This window comes from Mesorhizobium humile, from assembly GCF_033977215.1.
GTDB classification, from domain to species: domain Bacteria; phylum Pseudomonadota; class Alphaproteobacteria; order Rhizobiales; family Rhizobiaceae; genus Mesorhizobium; species Mesorhizobium humile.
Genome location: NZ_JAVIIV010000013.1, coordinates 68,837 through 89,423 on the forward strand (window position 1 = coordinate 68,837; position 20,587 = coordinate 89,423).

The 20,587-nt window shown below is 63.1% G+C and carries 19 protein-coding genes and 1 pseudogene; 13 read left to right on the plus strand and 7 right to left on the minus strand.

The window, feature by feature from the left end:
* Positions 1-30 precede the first annotated feature (30 nt).
* From RFM52_RS19815 to RFM52_RS19850, 8 genes are all read left to right on the plus strand, one after another.
* Positions 31-681 (plus strand): RNA-binding protein, encoded by a 651-nt coding sequence (locus RFM52_RS19815; RefSeq protein WP_320297741.1) that lies wholly within the window; start codon positions 31-33, stop codon positions 679-681.
* A complete protein-coding gene (gene infB, locus RFM52_RS19820) occupies positions 678-3,260 on the plus strand; it encodes a translation initiation factor IF-2 (protein WP_320297740.1) in 2,583 nt (860 codons plus the stop codon). The genes RFM52_RS19815 and infB overlap by 4 nt, the downstream gene beginning before the upstream one ends.
* Before the next feature lie 124 nt (positions 3,261-3,384).
* Positions 3,385-3,801 (plus strand): 30S ribosome-binding factor RbfA, encoded by a 417-nt coding sequence (gene rbfA / locus RFM52_RS19825; protein WP_320297739.1) that lies wholly within the window; start codon positions 3,385-3,387, stop codon positions 3,799-3,801.
* A complete protein-coding gene (gene truB, locus RFM52_RS19830; protein WP_320297738.1) occupies positions 3,802-4,761 on the plus strand; it encodes a tRNA pseudouridine(55) synthase TruB in 960 nt (319 codons plus the stop codon).
* Between the two features lie 293 nt (positions 4,762-5,054).
* The gene (gene corA, locus RFM52_RS19835) at positions 5,055-6,149 is read left to right on the plus strand and encodes a magnesium/cobalt transporter CorA (RefSeq protein ID WP_320297737.1); all 1,095 of its coding nucleotides are present in this window, start codon (positions 5,055-5,057) and stop codon (positions 6,147-6,149) included.
* A 293-nt stretch (positions 6,150-6,442) separates the two neighbouring features.
* On the plus strand, positions 6,443-6,712 hold the full coding sequence (rpsO, locus tag RFM52_RS19840) for a 30S ribosomal protein S15 (protein ID WP_027165894.1): 270 nt from the start codon (positions 6,443-6,445) through the stop codon (positions 6,710-6,712).
* A 379-nt stretch (positions 6,713-7,091) separates the two neighbouring features.
* Positions 7,092-9,242: a polyribonucleotide nucleotidyltransferase gene (pnp, locus tag RFM52_RS19845; protein ID WP_320297736.1), complete on the plus strand. Its 2,151-nt coding sequence runs from the start codon at positions 7,092-7,094 to the stop codon at positions 9,240-9,242.
* 71 nt (positions 9,243-9,313) lie between these two features.
* Entirely contained in the window at positions 9,314-10,321 is a 1,008-nt protein-coding gene (locus RFM52_RS19850) for a class I SAM-dependent methyltransferase (protein WP_320297735.1), read from the plus strand.
* A gap of 8 nt (positions 10,322-10,329) precedes the next feature.
* Here RFM52_RS19850 and RFM52_RS19855 read toward each other — a convergent pair whose 3' ends face one another.
* From RFM52_RS19855 to fabA, 4 genes are all read right to left on the minus strand, one after another.
* Positions 10,330-11,883, minus strand: coding sequence for a putative bifunctional diguanylate cyclase/phosphodiesterase (locus RFM52_RS19855; RefSeq protein WP_320297734.1), 1,554 nt, complete (start codon positions 11,881-11,883; stop codon positions 10,330-10,332).
* Positions 11,884-11,985: 102 nt separating this feature from the next.
* Positions 11,986-12,798, minus strand: coding sequence for an enoyl-ACP reductase FabI (gene fabI / locus RFM52_RS19860; protein ID WP_095765954.1), 813 nt, complete (start codon positions 12,796-12,798; stop codon positions 11,986-11,988).
* Between the two features lie 31 nt (positions 12,799-12,829).
* Entirely contained in the window at positions 12,830-14,050 is a 1,221-nt protein-coding gene (gene fabB / locus RFM52_RS19865; protein WP_320297733.1) for a beta-ketoacyl-ACP synthase I, read from the minus strand.
* Between the two features lie 116 nt (positions 14,051-14,166).
* On the minus strand, positions 14,167-14,682 hold the full coding sequence (gene fabA, locus RFM52_RS19870) for a 3-hydroxyacyl-[acyl-carrier-protein] dehydratase FabA (RefSeq protein WP_149790431.1): 516 nt from the start codon (positions 14,680-14,682) through the stop codon (positions 14,167-14,169).
* 246 nt (positions 14,683-14,928) lie between these two features.
* Between fabA and irrA the strand changes: the two genes are divergently transcribed.
* Both irrA and RFM52_RS19880 read left to right on the plus strand, forming a co-directional pair.
* Positions 14,929-15,360, plus strand: a complete 432-nt coding sequence (irrA, locus tag RFM52_RS19875) for an iron response transcriptional regulator IrrA (RefSeq protein WP_320297732.1) — start codon at positions 14,929-14,931, stop codon at positions 15,358-15,360.
* A gap of 10 nt (positions 15,361-15,370) precedes the next feature.
* Positions 15,371-15,751, plus strand: a complete 381-nt coding sequence (locus tag RFM52_RS19880) for a DUF4260 domain-containing protein (RefSeq protein WP_320297731.1) — start codon at positions 15,371-15,373, stop codon at positions 15,749-15,751.
* A gap of 67 nt (positions 15,752-15,818) precedes the next feature.
* Here RFM52_RS19880 and RFM52_RS19885 read toward each other — a convergent pair whose 3' ends face one another.
* Both RFM52_RS19885 and RFM52_RS19890 read right to left on the minus strand, forming a co-directional pair.
* Positions 15,819-16,634: an oxidoreductase gene (locus RFM52_RS19885; protein ID WP_320297730.1), complete on the minus strand. Its 816-nt coding sequence runs from the start codon at positions 16,632-16,634 to the stop codon at positions 15,819-15,821.
* Positions 16,635-16,711: 77 nt separating this feature from the next.
* Positions 16,712-17,605, minus strand: a complete 894-nt coding sequence (locus tag RFM52_RS19890; protein ID WP_320297729.1) for an NAD(P)/FAD-dependent oxidoreductase — start codon at positions 17,603-17,605, stop codon at positions 16,712-16,714.
* A gap of 126 nt (positions 17,606-17,731) precedes the next feature.
* On the opposite strand from RFM52_RS19890, the gene RFM52_RS19895 reads away from it, so the two are divergent.
* Together RFM52_RS19895 and RFM52_RS19900 are read left to right on the plus strand one after the other, a co-directional pair.
* On the plus strand, positions 17,732-18,418 hold the full coding sequence (locus RFM52_RS19895; protein WP_320297728.1) for a TetR/AcrR family transcriptional regulator: 687 nt from the start codon (positions 17,732-17,734) through the stop codon (positions 18,416-18,418).
* A 101-nt stretch (positions 18,419-18,519) separates the two neighbouring features.
* A pseudogene (locus tag RFM52_RS19900) lies at positions 18,520-18,658 on the plus strand (IS5/IS1182 family transposase); the annotation flags it as partial.
* Between the two features lie 98 nt (positions 18,659-18,756).
* Here RFM52_RS19900 and RFM52_RS19905 read toward each other — a convergent pair.
* Positions 18,757-19,314 carry an SH3 domain-containing protein gene (locus RFM52_RS19905; protein WP_320297727.1) on the minus strand — a complete coding sequence of 186 codons (558 nt, stop codon included), beginning with the start codon at positions 19,312-19,314 and terminating at the stop codon, positions 18,757-18,759.
* 270 nt (positions 19,315-19,584) lie between these two features.
* Here RFM52_RS19905 and RFM52_RS19910 point away from each other — a divergent pair, with 270 nt between their 5' ends.
* A complete protein-coding gene (locus RFM52_RS19910) occupies positions 19,585-20,586 on the plus strand; it encodes a 2-hydroxyacid dehydrogenase (protein WP_112100053.1) in 1,002 nt (333 codons plus the stop codon).
* Position 20,587: the final 1 nt, after the last annotated feature.

The window sequence follows — 20,587 nt, forward strand, 5'->3', positions numbered from 1 at the left end:
CGCATCGCACACAACCCGCCCCAGGACGAGATGAACGATCGCACTTGCATCGTTACGCGCAGGCAGGCCGAAGCGGATGAGCTGATCCGCTTCGTCGTCGGCCCGGATTCGGCCGTCGTTCCGGACATCAAGAGAAATCTGCCCGGCCGCGGTTGCTGGGTCACCGCCGATCGCCTACATATCGAGAAGGCAGCGGCCAAGAACCTGTTTGCCCGTGCTTTCAAGGCGCAGGTGACCGTTCCCGCCGATATCGGCGGCATGGTCGACGGGCTGCTCTCCAGATCCGCTCTGGGCATGCTTGGCCTTGCTCGCAAGGCCGGCGCCGTCGTTCTTGGCGCCGCCAAGGTCGAGGGCGCGGTGCGCGACGGTCAGGCGCTGCTGGTGCTGCACGCCACCGAGGCTTCGGACGACGGTGTCCGCAAGATCAGTCAGGCGCGGCGGGCAACCGTCCATCTCGGCGGCCCCGCCATCCTTGCCTACAAACTTTTCCCCGAGGCCGAGTTGAGCTTGGCATTGGGGGGTACAAATGTGATACATGCTGCCGTCCTCGCGCAGGACGCGGGACTGGCGGTTGAGAAGCGCGTTGTTGCGCTCGACCGATATCGGGGCGGTACCCCGAACGATCTGGCAATGCTTGCGGCCGTTGCTGACGAAGATGATGCCGCAGAGGATATGGAATGAGCGATACGAAATCGGGCGACGACAAGACGTTGAGCGTGACGCCGAAGAAGACCTTGACGCTGAAGCGTCCCGGTACCGAGCAGGGTACCGTGCGCCAGAATTTCTCGCATGGCCGCACCAAGCAGGTCCAGGTCGAGATCAAGAAGCGCAAGTTCTCGATGCCTGGCGACAAGCCGGAGCCGGTGGCTGCGTCCGTCTTCACGCCGAAGCCCGCCGCTGCCGCCCCTGTCGCCGCCGCGCCTGTCGTGCAGGAAGCGCCCAAGGCGCCGCCCCCGCCGCCGGAGCGTTCCGGCATGGTCCTGAACGAACTCTCGCGCGGCGAGATGGAAGCGCGTCGCAAGGCGCTGGAAGGTTCCAAGGTCCGCGAGGCCGAGGATCGCCAGCGCGCTCAGGAAGATGCCAAGCGCCGCGCCGAGGAAGAAGAACGCCGCAAGCGCGAGCGTGACGAATCCGCGCGCCGTCAGGCCGAGGAGGAGGCACGCCTGCAGACGGAGGCCGAGGCCCGCCGGCGCGCCGAGGAAGAGGCTCGCCGCCGCGCGCCGCTGGCGGCCGATGTCGTCACGGCTGACGACGAGGAGGAGGCCAAGCCGCGGCGTACAGGTACTGGTGCCGGTGCGAGTGCGCCGCCGCGCCGTCTTGCGACGCCGGAAGTGGCGCGGCCGGCCAAGCCGACCAAGGGCGAGGAAGATCGCCGCCGCGGCAAGCTGACGCTGAACTCGGCGCTGTCGGATGACGACGCGCGCGCCCGCTCGCTGTCGTCGATGCGTCGCCGCCAGGAAAAATTCAAACGCGCGATGCATAACGAGCCGCGCGAGAAAGTCATGCGCGAAGTGATCCTGCCCGAAACCATCACCATCCAGGAACTGGCGCAGCGCATGTCCGAGCGTGCCGTGGACGTGGTCAAGTTCTTCATGAAGCAGGGCCAGATCCTGAAGCCGGGCGACGTCATCGACGCCGACACGGCCGAGCTGGTCGCCTCCGAATTCGGCCACACGGTCCGCCGCGTCGCCGAGTCCGACATCGAGGAAGGCCTGTTCAACATCGCCGACCGCGCGGAAGACCTTGTGTCGCGTCCGCCGGTCGTGACCATCATGGGCCATGTCGATCACGGCAAGACCTCGCTGCTCGACGCCATCCGCAACGCCAATGTCGTCTCCGGCGAGGCCGGCGGCATCACCCAGCATATCGGTGCCTACCAGATCGAGAAGAACGGTCAGAAGATCACCTTCATCGACACGCCCGGCCACGCCGCCTTCACGGCCATGCGCGCCCGTGGCGCGCAGGTCACCGACATTGCCGTGCTGGTGGTGGCGGCCGACGACAGCGTAATGCCGCAGACGATCGAATCGATAAGTCACGCCAAGGCGGCCGGCGTGCCGATCATCGTGGCCATCAACAAGATCGACAAGCGTGACGCCGACCCGCAGAAGGTGCGGACCGAACTGCTGCGCCACGAAGTGTTCGTGGAATCGATGGGCGGTGAGGTGCTGGACGTCGAGGTTTCGGCGACCAAGGGCACCAATCTCGACAAGCTGCTGGAAGCGATCCTGCTGCAGGCCGAAGTCCTCGACCTCAAGGCCAATCCCGATCGCACCGCCGAAGGCGCGGTCATCGAGGCGCAGTTGGACAAGGGACGCGGGCCTGTCGCCACCGTGCTGGTGCAGACCGGCACGCTGATGCCGGGCGACATCATCGTCGCCGGCAACGAGTGGGGCCGTGTGCGCGCGCTCGTCAACGATCGCGGCGAGCACGTGCCGGAAGCGCCGCCGGCGATGCCGGTCGAGGTGCTTGGCCTCCAGGGCACGCCGCAGGCCGGCGACCGTTTCGCCGTCGTCAACAACGAGGCGCGCGCCCGCGAGATCACCGAATACCGCCAGCGCCTGGCGCGCGACAAGGCTGTGGCTAGGCATGCCGGCCAGCGCGGCTCGCTTGAGCAGATGATGTCGCAGTTGCAGACGAGCGGGCTGAAGGAATTCCCGCTGGTCATCAAGGGCGACGTGCAGGGTTCGATCGAGGCGATCAATGCCGCCCTTGAAAAGCTCGGCAATGACGAGGTGCGTGCGCGCATCGTCCATGCCGGTGCCGGCGGCATCACCGAAAGCGACGTTTCGCTCGCCGAGACGTCCGGAGCGGCGATCATCGGCTTCAACGTCCGCGCCAATGCGCAGGCGCGTGCGGCCGCAGCCGCTGCCGGTATCGAGATCCGCTACTACTCGATCATCTACAATCTCGTCGATGACGTGAAGGCGGCACTTTCCGGCATGCTTTCGCCGGAGCGGCGCGAGACCTTCATCGGCAATGCCGAGATCCTCGAGATCTTCGATATCTCGAAGGTCGGCAAGATCGCCGGCTGCCGTGTCACCGAAGGCAAGGTCGAGCGTGGCGCGGGCGTGCGCCTGATCCGCGACAACGTCGTGATCCACGAAGGCACGCTGAAGACGCTGAAGCGCTTCAAGGACGAGGTTGCGGAAGTGCCGGGCGGCCAGGAGTGCGGCATGGCCTTCCAGAACTACGAGGACATGCGCGTCGGCGACGTCATCGAGTGCTTCCGCATCGAGATGGTAACCAGAACGCTCTAATTCAGCTATACTTGCCGGATAATAACGGGCGGCGGCCGAAAGGCTGCCGCCCAGACCCCTTACGCATGTTGAGACATGTGGCGTGGTCCCATCCCGCGCTTCACGATTTCAGGACCCAGAAAAAATGCCCCGTTCGACCACATCAGGCCCTTCGCAGCGCATGCTGCGCGTCGGCGAGCAGGTGCGCCATGCTCTGTCCGAGACCTTGCAGCGCGGCGAGATCATCGATCCGGTGATCGAGAACTGCGTCGTTTCGGTTTCCGAGGTGCGCATGTCGCCCGACCTCAAGATCGCCACCGCCTTCGTCTCGCCGCTCGGCGCGGGCGACGATGGCGCTGTGGTCGAGGCGCTCAACAAGCATGCGAAGTTCATCCGCGGCCGTGTTTCCGGCGCGCTCAGGCAGATGAAGTACATGCCGGAGTTTCGCTTCCGGCTCGATACGTCCTTCGACAATTTCGCGAAGATCAACGAACTGCTGAAATCGCCCGAAGTCGCGCGCGATCTCGGCGACGGCAAGAACAACGACAAGGACGAGGAATAGGTGGCGCGTCGCGGCAAGAAGAAGGGCCGGCCGGTTTCCGGTTGGGTGGTGCTGGACAAGCCAGTCGGCATGGGTTCGACCGAAGCGGTCTCCAAGATCAAGTGGCTGTTCCAGGCAGAGAAGGCCGGCCATGCCGGCACGCTCGATCCGCTGGCCTCCGGCATGCTGCCGATCGCGCTCGGCGAGGCGACCAAGACCGTTCCTTATGTGCAGGACGGCGCCAAGGTCTACCGCTTCACCGTCGCCTGGGGCGAGGAGCGCTCGACCGACGACCTCGAAGGCCCCGTGACCAACAGCTCCGACCGGCGCCCGGCAGAGGCGGAGGTGAGGGCGCTCTTGCCGAAATACACCGGCGTCATTATGCAGACGCCGCCGCAATTCTCGGCCATCAAGATCGCCGGCGAGCGTGCCTATGATCTTGCCCGTGAAGGCGAGACGGTCGATATCCCGGCGCGCGAGATCGAGATCGGCCGCCTCGACATCGTCGAGCACGGTGCCGACAAGACCGTCTTCGAGATCGAATGCGGCAAGGGCACCTATGTGCGCTCGCTGGCCCGCGACATGGGTCGCGACCTCGGTTGCTTCGGCCATATAGCCGAATTGCGCCGCGTCGAGGTCGAGCCGTTCACCCCGGAGGATTTCGTCACCGTTGCCGAGCTGGAAGCGGCCCGCTTTGGCGACAAGGCGGAGCCGAATCCGGACGAAGCCGAGGCGCCGATCGATTTCAGCGCCATCGACGCGCTGCTGGTCGAAACGGCGGCGGCGCTCGACTGCCTGCCGCAGGTCGCGGTCAGCGACGATGCGGCGACGAAGATCCGGCTCGGCAATCCCGTCATCATTCGCGGCCGCGATGCGCCGGTCGAGGCTGAGGAGGCCTGCGCCACCGCCCGCGGCAAGCTCGTCGCCATCGGCGCCATCGAGCAGGGCATGTTCAAGCCCAAGCGGGTCTTTGTCGGGTGAATCCCGTCTGGAGCAATTCCAGGACAAATGTGAGCGGTCAGGTTCGGCGCCTCCGCCGTAACTTTCCGCCCGGAATTGCGTCGAAACGCCCTGGTGCATGTCGCCCAAAAGTGCGCAGCGGTTTGGGAGAACGACATGCATCAACACAAAGACTTGAAGCGCGTCGACTGAATCCGTTTCAGCGCGACGCGCTTAAGTGGTTGTTATTTACACAATTCCGGACGGAAAACCGCTGCGCACTTTTCTTGGAATTGCTCTAATCTCGGCCGAACGCTGAGTCCCGAGGATATCTCATGGCCAAGGCTGATGCAGGCAAGAAGCGGGCATCGCTGAAAACCCGCAGGCCACCGGTCGGGGCGTCGCCCGGCACGCTTATCGCCGATCCGGCGGCGCGGCGCAGCGAGCTTCGGCTGACACTGATCTCGCCGCAAAAATACAAGACCATCGACAATGCCTCGATCGACGATCTCAACGCCCATTGCGAGAAATGGCCCGTCGTCTGGCTGGACTGCACGGGGCTTGCCAACATCCCGCTGATCGAGGAGATCGGCCGCATCTTCAATTTGCATCCGCTGGCGCTGGAGGATGTCGTCAACACCGGACAGCGGCCGAAAGTGGATTTCTTCGAGGATCATGCCTTCGTCGTCATGCGTATGATCGACGATGTCACCTCGCACCGCTACGAGCAGATCGCGCTGTTCTTCGGCGGCAATTTCGTCGTCACCTTCCAGGAGCGCGAGGGCGACCCGTTCGATCCGGTGCGCAAGCGCATCGCCAGCGCGATGCCCAACCGCCTTCGCTCGCGCGGCGCCGACTATCTCGCCTATGCGCTGATCGATGCCATCGTCGACAGCTATTTCCCGCCGATTGAGGCGGCGAGCGAATTGGTCGACGGCATCGAGGACGAGATGCTGAACAAGCCGCACAAGGATCAGATGCGGCAGCTGCATGAATTGCGGCGCGACGCCGGCGTGCTGAAGGGCGTGCTGTGGCCGATGCGTGATACGTTGGCGACGTTGATCCGCAACGACGTGACCTTCGTGAAGGCGGAGACCAAGATCTTCTTCAACGACACGCTCGATCATTCGCTGCGCCTGATCGAGCTGGTCGAGAACCAGCGCGACATGCTCACCGGCCTGATCGAGATGCATGTCTCGCTGACCCAGGCCCGCACCAACGATGTCATTTCCTATCTGACGATCGTCTCGGTGATCTTCATGCCGCTGACCTTTCTGGTCGGCGTCTGGGGGATGAATTTCGATCCGGGAAGCTCGCCCTGGAACATGCCGGAGCTAAAAGCCTATTACGGTTATCCGGCGGCAATTCTGTTCATGGCGGTTGTCGCTGTCGGGCTGATCCTCTTCTTCAAATGGAAGAAGTGGCTCTAATGCATGTCGCCCAGAAGTGTGCAGCGGTTCTGGGACAACGACATGCATCAAAACAAAGACTTAAAGCGCGTCGCCTGAATCCGGTTCAGCGCGACGCGCTTTAGCCGCTGAACCCGTTGTTTTCACGGCAAGACCTGCGACAAGCCGGCTTGACATTTGGGCTGGCGTTTTTTCCGGAATTGCACTATATGCGCCGCAGCTTCGCGCCCTGACGCGTCGCTTGCACTGGCCTCTGCTGGACGACATCCCGGCTGTGGGCGTCCCGTTTCCTCCAACAGATAAGGAAAAACACGATGTCGATCACTGCCGATCGCAAGAAGGAATTGATGACTGAATTCGCGACCGCCAAGGGCGATACCGGATCTCCGGAAGTCCAGGTTGCCATCCTTTCCGAGCGCATCAAGAACCTGACCGAGCACTTCAAGGACCACAAGAAGGATAACCATTCCCGCCGTGGCCTGCTTGCTCTGGTCTCGCAGCGCCGCAGCCTGCTTGACTATCTCAAGCGCAAGGATGACGCGCGCTATCAGACGCTGATCGACAAGCTCGGTCTCCGTCGCTGACGAATTGACCGGCGGGCTCTCGAAGGGGGCCCGCCGGTCGCACATTGGCGCATCGGATGGTCCGGTGCGATAATGCCGGAGCGCGACGCGCTCCTGAAATTCGCATTCGCGCAGGGCGCGTTCCGGAAACAGCCGTTTCCGGCGTCATGCGCAAAGCCGGCCGATCAGCCGGCCAAACACGGTTCCGGACGCGCAGAGGGCCATTCGGAACCGCCCCATGGACGGTCATGGGGCAGGATTGCAGGATGCTCGCTCGGCTGAGGCCGGACTTATCGAGCTTCCCGTTGTCTTGCCCGTGGCTGCCCGACAAGGAAGCCAGGGAAGGGACATCCGCGAACCGTGAGACGGCGCGGCCCTTTCCGCATACGAAGGACAAGACATGTTCAATCAACACAAAGTGGAAATCGAATGGGGCGGCCGTCCGCTCATCCTCGAAACGGGCAAGATCGCACGCCAGGCTGACGGCGCGGTGCTTGCCACCTATGGCGAGACCGTCGTTCTCGCCACCGTCGTCTCGATGAAGGAGCCGAAGCCCGGCCTCGATTTCTTCCCGCTGACCGTCAACTACCAGGAAAAGACCTACGCCGCCGGCAAGATCCCGGGCGGCTACTTCAAGCGCGAGGGCCGTCCGAGCGAAAAGGAAACGCTGGTTTCCCGCCTGATCGACCGTCCGATCCGCCCGCTTTTCGCCGACGGCTACAAGAACGACACCCAGATCGTCGTCACCGTCGTCCAGCATGATCTCGAGAACGATCCGGACATCCTGTCGATCGTCGCCACCTCCGCCGCGCTCACGCTTTCGGGCGTGCCCTTCATGGGCCCGATCGGCGGCGCCCGCGTCGGCTACATCAACGGCGAATATGTGCTCAACCCGCATATCGATGAAATGCAGGAATCCAAGCTCGACCTCGTCGTCGCCGGCACCGCCGACGCCGTGCTGATGGTCGAATCCGAGGCCAAGGAACTCTCCGAGGACCTGATGCTCGGCGCCGTCGTGTTCGGCCACAAGAGCTTCCAGCCGGTGATCGAGGCGATCATCAAGCTGGCCGAGGTCGCCGCCAAGGAGCCGCGCGACTTCACCGCGCCGGATTATTCTGCGCTTGAAGCCGAGATGCTGAAGATCGTCGGCGACGAGCTCCGCGAGGCCTACAAGATCACCGACAAGCAGAAGCGCTACGCCGCCGTCGACGCCGTCAAGGCGAAGGTCAAGGCCGCGTTCGCGCCGGCCGAAGGCGAAGAGGCCAAATACACCTCCGAGCAGATCGGCTCGGTGTTCAAGGAGCTCCAGGCCAAGGTCGTGCGCTGGAACATCCTCGACACCGGCTCGCGCATCGATGGCCGCGACCTGAAGACGGTCCGCAAGATCGTCTCCGAAGTCGGCGTCCTGGCGCGCACCCATGGTTCGGCGCTGTTCACCCGCGGCGAAACCCAGGCGCTGGTCGTTGCCACGCTCGGCACCGGCGAGGACGAGCAGTATGTCGATTCGCTGACCGGCATGTACAAGGAGAAGTTCCTCCTTCACTACAACTTCCCGCCCTACTCGGTGGGCGAGACCGGCCGCATGGGCTCGCCCGGCCGCCGCGAGATCGGTCACGGCAAGCTCGCCTGGCGCGCCATCCGCCCGATGCTGCCGAGCGCGGACCAGTTCCCCTACACGCTGCGCGTCGTTTCGGAGATCACCGAGTCCAACGGCTCGTCCTCGATGGCGACCGTCTGCGGCACCTCGCTGGCGCTGATGGATGCCGGCGTGCCGCTGGCAAAGCCGGTTGCCGGCATCGCCATGGGCCTGATCAAGGAAGGCGAGCGCTTCGCGGTGCTCTCCGACATCCTCGGTGACGAGGACCATCTCGGCGACATGGACTTCAAGGTCGCCGGCACCGCCAACGGCGTCACCTCGCTGCAGATGGACATCAAGATCGACGGCATCACCGAGGAGATCATGGGCATCGCGCTTGCCCAGGCCAAGGACGGCCGCCTGCATATCCTGGGCGAGATGGCGCATGCGCTCTCCGGCGCCCGTGCCGAGCTCGGCGAGTTCGCGCCGCGCATCGAGGTCATGCATATTCCGACCGACAAGATCCGCGACGTCATCGGCTCGGGCGGCAAGGTGATCCGCGAGATCGTCGAGAAGACCGGCGCCAAGATCAACATCGAGGACGACGGTACGGTCAAGATCGCTTCGGCCAACGCCAAGGAGATCGAGGCGGCGAAGAAGTGGATCCACACCATCGTCGCCGAGCCGGAAGTCGGCGAGATCTATGAAGGCACCGTCGTCAAGACGGCCGACTTCGGCGCGTTCGTCAACTTCTTCGGTCCGCGCGACGGTCTCGTCCACATCTCGCAGCTCGCCAATGAGCGCGTCGCCAAGACCTCCGACGTCGTCAAGGAAGGCGACAAGGTTTGGGTCAAGCTGATGGGCTTCGACGAGCGCGGCAAGGTTCGCCTGTCGATGAAGGTCGTCGACCAGGCGACCGGCAAGGAAATCGCCCAGGACAAGAAGAAGTCGGACGGCGAGGAAGACGCCGCCTGATAGACCTGAACGGGTGATCCATGACGGGCGCGCCGCAAGGTCGCGCCCGTTTTGTTTGAAGGACTATGCGAATGGCCGCCGAGCCGCTGAAGACGCTGTTCTACCCGTTCGCGGCCGAGGCGGCGCCTTTGCCGCGAAAGGATGCCCGCGTCCTGTTTCTCGGCGCCGAGCCCGGCTTCCGCTTGCCTACCGGCTTCGAGGCGGCGCTGCATATCGTGCAAGGCTTTCGGCCGCATTTTCGAACGCTGCAGGCGTCAGGCTACGCCGTCACGCCGCGCGCTGAGGGTGCCGGCTTCGACATGGCGTTGGTGCTTGCGGGCCGTCATCGTGGACAAAATGAGTTGCGCATCGCCGAGGCGATAGAACGCACCGTGCCAGGCGGGCTGATCGCGGTCGCGGGTGGCAAGGAGGACGGTATCGACAGCCTGCGCAAGCGGATCGACGCGCTGGCGCCGCTCGAAGGCCATCTGCCGAAGCATCACGGCGTTGCCTTCTGGTTCCGCCGGACCGGCACGGAGGCGGCTGCGATGCTGCGCGCCGGCAATCCCGATCTTGTCGTTGAAGGCGGCTTCGAGACCAAGCCCGGCATGTTTTCCTTTGATCGTGTCGACGCCGGTTCAAAATTGCTTGCCGCAAGCCTGCCCGGCGACCTCAGGGGCAGCATCGCCGACTTCTGCGCCGGCTGGGGCTATCTGGCGGCCGACGTTCTGCAGCGCTCGCAGAGCCTCGTTGCCCTTGATCTCTACGAAGCCGATTTCGAGGCCCTGGAGGCAGCCAGGCTGAACGTCCATGGCGCCATCGAGCCCCGCTTCTTCTGGATCGATCTGCTCACCGAGGCGGTCGAACGGCGCTACGACGCAATCGTCATGAACCCGCCCTTCCATCGCAGCCGCGCCGCCGAGCCAGAAATTGGCGTCGGCATGATCCGTGCCGCGTCGAAGGCGCTGAAGCCGGGCGGGCGCCTGTTCATGGTCGCCAACCGCCAGCTTCCTTACGAAGAGGTATTGGCTGCCGCTTTCGCTAGCCATGCCGAGTTGGCCCGTGACGGCATGTTCAAGGTGCTTTCGGCACGCCGCTAAAGCTTGTTCTATTGAATGCTGACGATGCGGGCGGGCTCGTTCCTGCCGAAGGCGGGCCGCGCTTCGCCGAGTTCGACCTTGAGCGGCGCCGGCCGGCCGAACAGATAGCCCTGCACCACCTCGCAGCCGGCCGCTCGGAGCAGGGTGGCCTGGTTCTCGGTCTCCACGCCTTCGGCGATGATGCCGACGCCCAGCGCCCGTGACAGGCCGACAATGGTCGAAACGATCGCGCCGGAGCTGGAGTCGGTGTCGATGCGGCTGACGAAGGAACGGTCGATCTTCAGCTTGCCGAAGGAGAAATCGATCAGGTAGCTCAAATTGGAATAGCCCGTGCCGAAATCGTCGACGGCCACGGAGATGCCCATCTCGGCAAGCTGCTCCAGGATCGCTGCGGCGCGGTCGCGGTCCTGCATCATCGCCGTTTCGGTGACCTCGAGCTCCAGCCGGGACGGCTTGATGCCGGTCGATGCCATCACTTCCCGCACGATGCCGACGAAATCCCTGGTCATGAACTGGACCGGCGAGATGTTGACGGCGACGAAGCAGTCCTCCGGCAGGTAGCGGGCGTCGCTGCAGGCCTTGCGCAGCACCCACTCGCCGATCGGATTGATCATGCCGGTTTCCTCGGCGATCGGGATGAATTCCATCGGCGGGATCATGCCGCGCTCCGGATGCTTCCAGCGGATCAGCGCCTCATAGCCGACGATGCGGCCGCTCGGCAGGTTGAGCTGCGGCTGATAGTGAAGACTGAAATCGCCGCGGTCGAAGGCGGTCTTCAGCTCGGATTCGATCCACTGCCGGTAGTCCGCCACCCGGCCCATGTCGGCGTGGAAGACAGACCAGTTGCCGACGCCGCTGGCGCGCGCGTTCTGCAGCGCCAGGTTCGAACGGCGCAGGATGAGCACCGGGTCGACGCCGTCCTTCGGCATCGCCACGATGCCGACCGACAGGCTGACCGATTGCAGATGGCTCTGCAGCGGATAGGGCTCCATCATCTCGTTGATGAGCTTCTCGATGAGCCGCTCGATCGAACCCCTGATGTCGCGATCCGGCAAAAGCACGCTGAATTCGCCGGCGCCGATGCGCCCGATCACCGCGTTCTTCGGCATGTTCTCTTTCAACCTGCTGGTGAAGGCGCGGATCAGTTCGTCACCCTGGCTGTAGCCGATGGCGTCGTTGATCTGCTTGAAGCGGTCGATATCGATGTCGATCAGGAACACCGGCTCGCCGGTTCGGATCGTCCCGGAGGCGGCCTCGGCTATCTTGCCGACCATGGCCTGGCGCGACAAAAGGCCGGTCAGCTTGTCGAAATGGGTTTCCTTGACGACATAGGCCACCGATTCATCGACGCCCGCGAAGAACGACAGCGCCGCACCGCCGGCGGCCAAGGCGCAGAGCGCGGCGATGACGCCGGCCATCGTTTCGGCCGGCATACCGGCCATGCCGTCGCCGAAGCCGAACCGCAGCCCCCATAGTCCAAGGATGAAACTGCCCATGCCCGAGCTGGCGATGGTGATCAGCCGGAACAGCGGAGTCCGTTTGGGATTGCTGACTGCAGGCATGCATTGTCCCTAGATTACGGGGCCTTATAGCGGATATCTCCTTAAAATGAGTTTCCGCCAATGCATCCAATTTTACTGGAGCGCTACTATCGCGACTGCAAACTATTCGCGCGTGCCGTCGTTCTGCTTCAGTTCCTCCAGTGCCGGCATCGAAACGATGTGATAGCCCGAATCGACATAGTGGATTTCACCGGTCACGCCCGACGACAGATCGGAGAGCAGGTAAAGTGCCGAGCCGCCGACTTCGTCGATGGTCACGGTCCGCCGCAAAGGCGAATTGCGCTGCTGGTAGGAGAACATGTGGCGGGCGTCGGACACGCCCGAGCCGGCCAGCGTCCGCACCGGCCCGGCCGAGATGCCGTTCACCCTGATGCCGCGCGGGCCGTAGTCGTTGGCAAGGTAGCGCACGCTGGCTTCCAGCCCGGCCTTGGCGACCCCCATGACGTTGTAGTTCGGCATCACCCTGACCGAGCCGGCATAGGTGAGCGTGATCATCGAGCCGCCATTGCCCATCAGCGCGGCGGCGTTGCGGGCGATCTCGGTGAAGGAATAGCAGGAGATCACCATGGTGCGCACGAAATTGTCGCGGCTGGTGTCGGCATAAAGGCCCTTCAGCTCGTTCTTGTCCGAAAAGCCGATGGCGTGCACCACGAAATCCAGCCCGCCCCAGGCCTTGCCGAGGGTCTCGAAGGTCGCGGTGACCGAGGCGCTGTCCTCGACATCGCAGGGCACGATCAGCGAGGCCCCCACCTTCTCGGCAAGCGGCTTGACTCGCCGCCCGAAGGCGTCGCCCTGGTAGGTGAAAGCGAGCTCCGCCCCGTGTTCCGACAGCTTTTTGGCGATGCCCCAGGCAATCGAATGGTCGTTGGCGACACCCATGACAAGCCCGCGCTTGCCCTTCATCAACCCTTCCATGCCTGGCAATCCTTATGAAAAATGCTGGCGTTTATGCGGAATAGCGCTGGAAAATCAGCGTTGCGTTGGTGCCGCCGAAACCGAAGGAGTTGGAGAGCACGGTGTCGATCTTGGCGTTGTCGATACGCTTGCGCACGATCGGCATGCCCTCGAATTCCGGATCGAGCTCCTCGATATGGGCGCTCTCGCCGATGAAGCCGCCCTGCATCATCAGGATCGAATAGATCGATTCCTGCACGCCGGCCGCCCCCAGCGAATGGCCGGTAAGCGACTTGGTCGAGGTGATATAGGGCATCTTGTCGCCGAACACCTCGCGGATGGCGCCCATTTCCCTGGAATCGCCGACCGGCGTCGAAGTGCCGTGGGTGTTGATGTAGTCGACCGGCGAAGACACCGTGGCAAGCGCCTGGCGCATGCAGCGCATCGCGCCTTCGCCCGAAGGCGCAACCATGTCGTAGCCGTCGGAAGTAGCGCCGTAGCCGACGATCTCGGCATAGATCTTGGCGCCCCGCGCCTTGGCGTGTTCCAACTCCTCCAGCACCAGCACGCCGGCGCCGCCGGCGATGACGAAGCCGTCGCGGTTGACGTCGTAGGCGCGCGAGGCGGCCGAGGCATTGTCGTTGAATTTCGACGACATTGCGCCCATGGCGTCGAACAGGTCCGACATGGTCCAGTCGAGGTCCTCGTGGCCGCCGGCAAACATCACGTCCTGCTTGCCCCATTGGATGAGTTCATAGGCATTGCCTATGCAATGCGCGGAGGTCGAGCAGGCCGACGAGATCGAATAATTGACGCCGTGGATCTTGAACCATGTGGCCAGGGTGGCCGACGCCGTCGACGACATGGCTTTCGGCACGGCGAACGGGCCGATGCGCTTGGGGCTGTTGTTCTTGATCGTGGTTTCTGCCGCTTCGACGATGGTGCGGGTCGAAGGCCCGCCGGAACCCATCACGATGCCGGTCCGCTCATTGGTGACGTCGCTTTCGCCTAAGCCGGCATCGGCGATCGCCTGGTCCATGGCGACGTGGTTCCAGGCAGCGCCCTGGCTCAGGAAGCGCATGGCGCGGCGGTCGATCATCGGGGTCGGATCGAGCGTCGGCGCGCCCCAGACCTGGCAGCGGAAGCCGTGTTCGGCGAAGGAATTGGAAAAGCTGATGCCCGATTTGGCATCGTAAAGCGAGCTCTGCACCTCGTTGGCATTGTTGCCGATCGACGACACAATGCCGAGCCCTGTCACTACGACCCGTCTCATTCGCAACTCCTTCCGGCGTATTCGGGCGAAAAACCTAGCCGGTTTTCGCCCTTGATCCTACGCAAATAAACTGACTTGGCGTCCATTGGCTACGCGGACGCCGTGGCGAAAAACGGTCAGGCGGCCGACTGCTTGGACAGGCCGACCTTCAGATCCGTCGCCGCGTATATGGGTTCGCCATCCGCCTTGAGCCAGCCATCGGCGATGCCGAGCACCAAACGGCCGCGCATCACGCGCTTGAAGTCGACGCCGTATTCGACCTTCTTCACCGATGGCGTCACCATGCCCTTGAACTTCACCTCGCCGGTCGACAGCGCCATGCCCTTGCCGGGCTCGCCCAGCCAGCCGAGATAGAAACCGGTCAGCTGCCACATGGCGTCGAGGCCGAGGCAGCCCGGCATGATCGGGTTGCCGATGAAGTGGCAGGCGAAGAACCACAGGTCCGGCTTGATGTCGAATTCGGCGCGGATGAAGCCCTTGTCGAAGGCGCCGCCGGTCTCGCTGATCTCGGTGATGCGGTCGAACATCAGCATCGGTGGGTAGGGTAGCTGGGCATTGCCCGGCCCGAACAGGTCGCCGCGGGCGCAGGCGAGCAGTTCCTCGTAATCGTAGCTGGACTTTTGACCCGCCATCAAATTTCTGTCCCCGTGTTCTTCGCGGGCGGCAGGGCGCCCTTGTCGTTGGTTTCCTAACACACTCTGTTTGCGGCCGGAAACCGGCGTTTGCGCTTAACCCGTGCGCCTGCCCGGGTCAATGCGCGCTATTGATCGCATTCGGACTACAGAATATATGTCGGCTGATGTCCGGTTTTGGCTTTTGACGTCTTTTTGCCATGCTGGACCTGTTGATGGGCTGGGCAACAAAGCTTCGACGCGAAGATGGATTCGGGCTACCGGAAGGAAAATGTCGCTGTGGACAAGCGGGTTCGCGAAGCCGGCCTGAGGCCGACGCGCCAGCGCATTGCGCTGGCCGACCTGCTGTTCGCCAAGGGCGACCGCCACCTGTCTGCCGAGGAACTGCACGAAGAGGCGATTGCCGCCGGCGTGCCGGTTTCGCTGGCGACGGTCTACAACGCGCTCCACCAATTCACCCAGGCCGGCCTGTTGCGCATCCTGGCGGTCGAAGGCTCGAAAACCTATTTCGACACCAACACCTCCGACCATCATCACTTCTACGTCGAGGGCGAGAACCGGATTTTCGACATCGAGAGCGGACCGGTGACCGTCTCCAACCTGCCGGCGCCGCCGGAAGGCATGGAGATCGCCAATGTCGACATCGTCGTGAGGCTGCGCGCGAAACGCGGCGACTGATCCTGTGGCGATGCGGCCCGTCGACCTGATTGTCCGGTTTGAATGGGTCACCGTCGCCGCGTTGGCTATCGTTTGCTACGCAATGTCCGGCTTTTCCTGGTGGCTGTTTGCGCTGCTCATCCTTGCGCCGGACCTGTCGATGCTGGGCTACCTCGCCGGACCGCGCTTCGGCGCCGCCACCTACAACGCGTTGCATATCCTGATTGCCCCGCTCGTCCTCCTGCTTGCGGGCGCGTTGCTCGCCGGCCGGGTCACGACCGCCGTGGCGCTCATCTGGATCGCGCACATCGCAATCGACCGTGCCCTGGGTTATGGGCTGAAGCTGCCGACAAGTTTTCAGGATACGCATCTCGGGCGCATCGGCCGTGAGCGCAACAGCGCCGTCCGTTAGGGCGTGTTGAGATCCTTAACTAAGACTCTCCCTCCGGCTGCGAAACGAAAGCCGGTTGATCCTTGCATCAGACCGGCAGTCCGAACCGCTTTCGTAGACTCTTGTCGAATGCGGAAGCGGGGACGAAACGGCGCAGGAAACTGATCTGACGCGCCGTTTTCCCAGCCGTATAGCGCCTCTTCGGAGCCGGATCGGTCGCAGCCGCCAATACGGTCTGGGCTACCACTTCGGGCGCATCGCCTTTCTCCATCTCCTTCCGTACCGCTCCATTCATGGCTGCGCGCGCCGTCTCATAGATATCCAGGAACTGGTCCGGCTTCGCGAGGTTCTCTTCGAAGGACGTGCGGGTATAGGCGGGCTCGACCAACGATACGCGAATTCCGAACGGGCGCAGTTCATGGTCGAGCGATTCGGAATAGCCTTCAACGGCATGTTTGGTCGACGAATAAAGCGCGAAAAAGGGACCCGGGATGAACCCCTGCACCGAGCTCAAATTAACAATTCTACCCTTTCCTTGGCGTCGCATTGTCGGCAACACCGCATTGGTCACGCGAAAGACGCCGAAGACGTTCACGTCGAAAAGCGCCTGCGCCTGAACCGTCGAGGACTCCTCCGCGGCGCCGAGAAGGCCCATGCCGGCGTTGTTAACGAGCAGGTCGATGCGGCCGGCCTCGGCAAGGACGCGATCGACCAGTTTCGCCACGGACTCGTCGTCGGTAATGTCACAGGTCAGCATAGTAATACCGTCGGATCTCTCCGTCGCGGCGCGGCGGCTGGTTCCGAACACTCGAAAGCCCGCATTCCGCAAGGCTTTGGCGGTGGCGAGACCGATGCCGGAGGATGCGCCGGTCACCAGGGCGACGCCAGGACTGGTCCTATTCATGAGGGTCACTTCCCTTCTTGCTTAGATTGGAGCACCGCCGCTGGGCTTGGCCAATTGGGACCCGAGAAACTCTGCTCTCAAGTCAGCATCGACTGCTGGGCGAAGATGCCCGCCATCGCGCCTTGCCAGGATGCCGTGGTGACCGAGGGTATGAGGGGGTTGGTGAGGTCCCCGGCGGCATAGATGCCGGGCATGCTGGTTTCACGGCGCTCGTCGACCTTGAGGACGATGCCGAGAGGTGTATCGAGCGTGGCGAGGCCCAGCGATTCATGCAGGCTTGCAGATGGCTTGTTGCGCGGATGCGCGAACAGGATGTCGACAGCGACATCGGGGCCGGTATTAAGCTTGACGGTGGCGCCATGCCCCCCGTGACGGGCGATTTCAGTGATCCGGCCGTCGACGAGAGGTGTGTTGCGACGCTCCAGATCGGCCCGGATATCGGGTGGAATGTCGTGACCATCGGAGAAGACCGTCAACCTGTCGGTCCAATCGTGGAACAGCCTGACCTGATTTAGCGACTGCGGGCCGGACCAGACGAGACCCCAATGCTGGCCGGCGACTTCAAAGCCGTCGCAATAGGGACAGGGCACGATGGACGTGCCCCAGCCTTCGGCGAAGCCCGGCACATCAGGCATCTGGTCGGTAATACCATAGCTCAGGATCAGCCGGCGCGCCTCTAGGCTTTCGCCATCGCCAGTGAGGACGGAGAAATCATCGAGGCCGCCGGAGACGCCGTCGGCCCGGGCATTGACCAGCCTGATCGCGGGATAACGCGCCAACTGCCGCCGCGCCTCGGCCAGGATGTCCAGCGGTGGCTTGTGATCGTGGCCGAGCAGACCATGCGAGCGGCCGGCGAAGCGATTGCGCGGCAGGCCGGTATCAAGAACAGTGACCTTGCGGCGGGCACGGCCTAGCTGCAGGGCGGCGGCGAGACCGGCAAAGCTGCCGCCGATGATGATGACGTCATCCATGGTGATAAGCTCCGTGTTGTGGATGGAGGGGGCGGCTGGTGCTGAAGCCTATCCATTGGCTTGCATATTTTAGGAACTGCGTGGTATCGTAATTCGAGAATTAGGATACTGTCAAGGACTTGAATTGTGGTAACCGAGAAAAACACTCGGGCCCGGCGCGGCCGGCCCGCCAACGAGGCGCTTGGACAAACGATCGTCGACACGGCGGGCGAACTTTTTGCCGAACTGGGTTTTCAAGCGACGACATTGGACAAGGTCGCCCAGCGAGCGAAGATATCCAAGCTCAGCATCTATCGGCACTTCGAGAACAAAGAGGCGCTGTTTGGCGCGGCGTTTGCAGCCCGCTGCCAGCAGTTAATACCACAGGCCCTTTTTGAAGGCGTCGAGGGTTCGGCCGAAGATCAGCTCATGGCGGTGGGGTCATCACTGCTTCGCACGCTGTTGCGCCCGGACGTCCGCAATGTCGAAGCGATGGTCATGGCCGACATGACGAGTCAAAAGTCGTTGAGCAAGCTCCATTACGAAGCCGGTCCCGCCCATATCATCGCCCAAGTCGAGGCCCTGTTGCGTCAGTTGCATGCGATGGCGGTTCTGAACGTGCCCGATCCTCTCCGGTCCGCCCGCTTGTTTGCCGCGCTTTTCAAAGGCTCCGATCTCCTGATTATCGCACGCTTCGATGAGCCCAGAGCAGAGGACGACAACGAAATCGAATCCTATTGTCGGTCGGCCGTCGCCATGTTTATCGCCGCGCACGGTGGCAACGACCACGCGGGAGGATATTCGCCTGCCTCCAGGTCAAAAAGCAAAATTTGAATCGTGCGTGACCGAGTCGGCCAGCAGGTCAAGGCAGGCCAGCAGATCAGGAAAATTGAGGAGTCGGCGCACGGTCCTATCTCTATCGCGCTCGCAACTAGGTCGAGCGGTTCTTCAACAGGATCAAACAATGTCGTCGGGTGGCGAACGCGCTACGACAGGCTCGCTGCCAATTACCGAGCCTTCGTTCAACTCGCGTCAATCAGGCTATGGCTGCGCCTTAATGAGTCCGCGCCCTAATGCATGTCGCGCAAAAGTGACCTCGGTTTTGCGGCAACGACATGCATCAAACAAAGGCCTAAAGCGCGTCGCCTGAATCCGTTTCAGCGCGACGCGCTTTAGTTCTTGAACTTCTCGCCGGGGTAGGCGCCCCACACCTGCGACTGGGCCATCCAGCCGGTGTGGCCGTCGAAGGTCATCTCGCACCATTGGCCGTCGCATTTCTTGATCGCGCCGATCACGCCCGGCTCGATGATGGCGACGACGCCGGCATCCTTGTCGGGCTCGTAGAGCAGGTTGATTCGCCCGCCCTTGCCGCGCTGCCAGGGCGCGACGATGGCGGTGCGGCGGCCGGAGAGCAGCGACTGGTTGATCCAGCCTTCCGAGCCGTCGGCATCGCGCACGCGGCGCCAGGTGTCGAATTCCTGGATGATTTCCATCGGCAGGCCGGCCTTCAGATACATCCAGTTGACGGAATAGTTGGCGCCGGGGCCGACGCGCGAGTTGACCCGGGCCGGTTTCAGGCTGACGAAACGCGGCAGCGGCAGGCCGCTTGGGCCAAGCGTTATGGTCTGCGCCGGCGCGGCCGCGCTCTGTGCGAACGCCTGCGGCGCGCAGATGAGGGCGCCAAGAAGGGCTGCGCTGAAGGCCAGGCGAAGCGACGCGAAACCAGACACTTTCGTTCCTTTCGGCGCCGGTCCGTCGGGACGGGCGCCCCTTTTTCTTTGTCTTCGGCGGCACTGCTTGTTACAGGAGTGAGCTGATGCCGCGACTGGCTACAAGTTTCGCCGGTCTTGGTTAAAGAGGTCTCAACGAGATCGGATTCGAGAGCATGATCCCGAAAAGTGGGAACCGGTTTTCGGAAAAGATCATGCTCCAAAAAAGAGTAGGATCAGGATGACGATTCAACGAAACGTCATCCTGATCCAGGAAGCTTCGGGGATAAAATGGCAGGCAAAAAACGGCCCCTCGTCGTCATCACGCGCAAGCTGCCCGACCCGGTCGAAACGCGCATGCGCGAACTGTTCGACGCAAGGCTGAATGTCGAGGACCGGCCAATGACGCAGCCGGAGCTGGTCGCGGCGGTCAAGGAAGCCGATGTGCTGGTCCCCACCATCACCGACCATATCGATGCCGCGCTGATCGCCCAGGCCGGCGAAAATCTCAAGCTGATCGCGAATTTCGGCAATGGCGTCGACAAGATCGACGTCGCGGCCGCCGCCAAGAAAGGCATTACCGTCACCAACACGCCGAACGTGCTCACCGAAGACACCGCCGACATGACCATGGCCTTGATGCTCGCCGTGCCGCGCCGGCTGGCCGAGGGCGCCAACGTGCTGACGGGCGAGAAGAAATGGGCCGGCTGGTCGCCGACCTGGATGCTCGGCCGGCGCATCTGGGGCAAACGTCTCGGCATCGTTGGCATGGGCCGCATCGGCACGGCGGTCGCAAGGCGGGCCAAGGCCTTTGGCCTGTCGATCCACTACCACAATCGGCACCGCGTGCTGCCGGCGGTGGAAGAGGAACTGGAGGCGACTTACTGGGAAAGCCTCGACCAGATGCTGGCCCGCATGGACATCATCTCGGTCAACTGCCCGTCGACGCCGGCGACCTTCCACCTGTTGTCCGGTCGTCGCCTCGCGCTGATGCAGCCTTCTGCCTATATCGTCAACACCGCGCGCGGCGACATCATCGACGAGGAATCGCTGATCAAGCTCATCCATGACGGCAAGATCGCCGGCGCCGGGCTCGACGTCTATGAGCACGAGCCGGCGCTGAACGCCAAGCTTTTGAAGCTTGCCGCCAAGGGCAAGGTGGTGCTTTTGCCGCATATGGGCTCGGCCACGCTCGAAGGCCGCATCGACATGGGCGAGAAGGTGATCATCAACATCCGCGCCTTCTTCGACGGTCACCGCCCGCCGGACCGCGTCCTGCCGCTGAGAACCTGAA

Coding starts and splice junctions, on each gene's coding strand:
- RFM52_RS19815 (WP_320297741.1), top strand. CDS start 31: ATGAACGATCGCACTTGCATCGTTACGCGCAGGCAGGCCGAAGCGGAT.
- infB (WP_320297740.1), top strand. CDS start 678: ATGAGCGATACGAAATCGGGCGACGACAAGACGTTGAGCGTGACGCCG.
- rbfA (WP_320297739.1), top strand. CDS start 3,385: ATGCCCCGTTCGACCACATCAGGCCCTTCGCAGCGCATGCTGCGCGTC.
- corA (WP_320297737.1), top strand. CDS start 5,055: ATGGCCAAGGCTGATGCAGGCAAGAAGCGGGCATCGCTGAAAACCCGC.
- rpsO (WP_027165894.1), top strand. CDS start 6,443: ATGTCGATCACTGCCGATCGCAAGAAGGAATTGATGACTGAATTCGCG.
- pnp (WP_320297736.1), top strand. CDS start 7,092: ATGTTCAATCAACACAAAGTGGAAATCGAATGGGGCGGCCGTCCGCTC.
- RFM52_RS19850 (WP_320297735.1), top strand. CDS start 9,314: ATGGCCGCCGAGCCGCTGAAGACGCTGTTCTACCCGTTCGCGGCCGAG.
- RFM52_RS19855 (WP_320297734.1), bottom strand. CDS start 11,883: ATGCCTGCAGTCAGCAATCCCAAACGGACTCCGCTGTTCCGGCTGATC.
- fabI (WP_095765954.1), bottom strand. CDS start 12,798: ATGGAAGGGTTGATGAAGGGCAAGCGCGGGCTTGTCATGGGTGTCGCC.
- fabB (WP_320297733.1), bottom strand. CDS start 14,050: ATGAGACGGGTCGTAGTGACAGGGCTCGGCATTGTGTCGTCGATCGGC.
- fabA (WP_149790431.1), bottom strand. CDS start 14,682: ATGGCGGGTCAAAAGTCCAGCTACGATTACGAGGAACTGCTCGCCTGC.
- irrA (WP_320297732.1), top strand. CDS start 14,929: ATGGATTCGGGCTACCGGAAGGAAAATGTCGCTGTGGACAAGCGGGTT.
- RFM52_RS19880 (WP_320297731.1), top strand. CDS start 15,371: ATGCGGCCCGTCGACCTGATTGTCCGGTTTGAATGGGTCACCGTCGCC.
- RFM52_RS19885 (WP_320297730.1), bottom strand. CDS start 16,634: ATGAATAGGACCAGTCCTGGCGTCGCCCTGGTGACCGGCGCATCCTCC.
- RFM52_RS19890 (WP_320297729.1), bottom strand. CDS start 17,605: ATGGATGACGTCATCATCATCGGCGGCAGCTTTGCCGGTCTCGCCGCC.
- RFM52_RS19910 (WP_112100053.1), top strand. CDS start 19,585: ATGGCAGGCAAAAAACGGCCCCTCGTCGTCATCACGCGCAAGCTGCCC.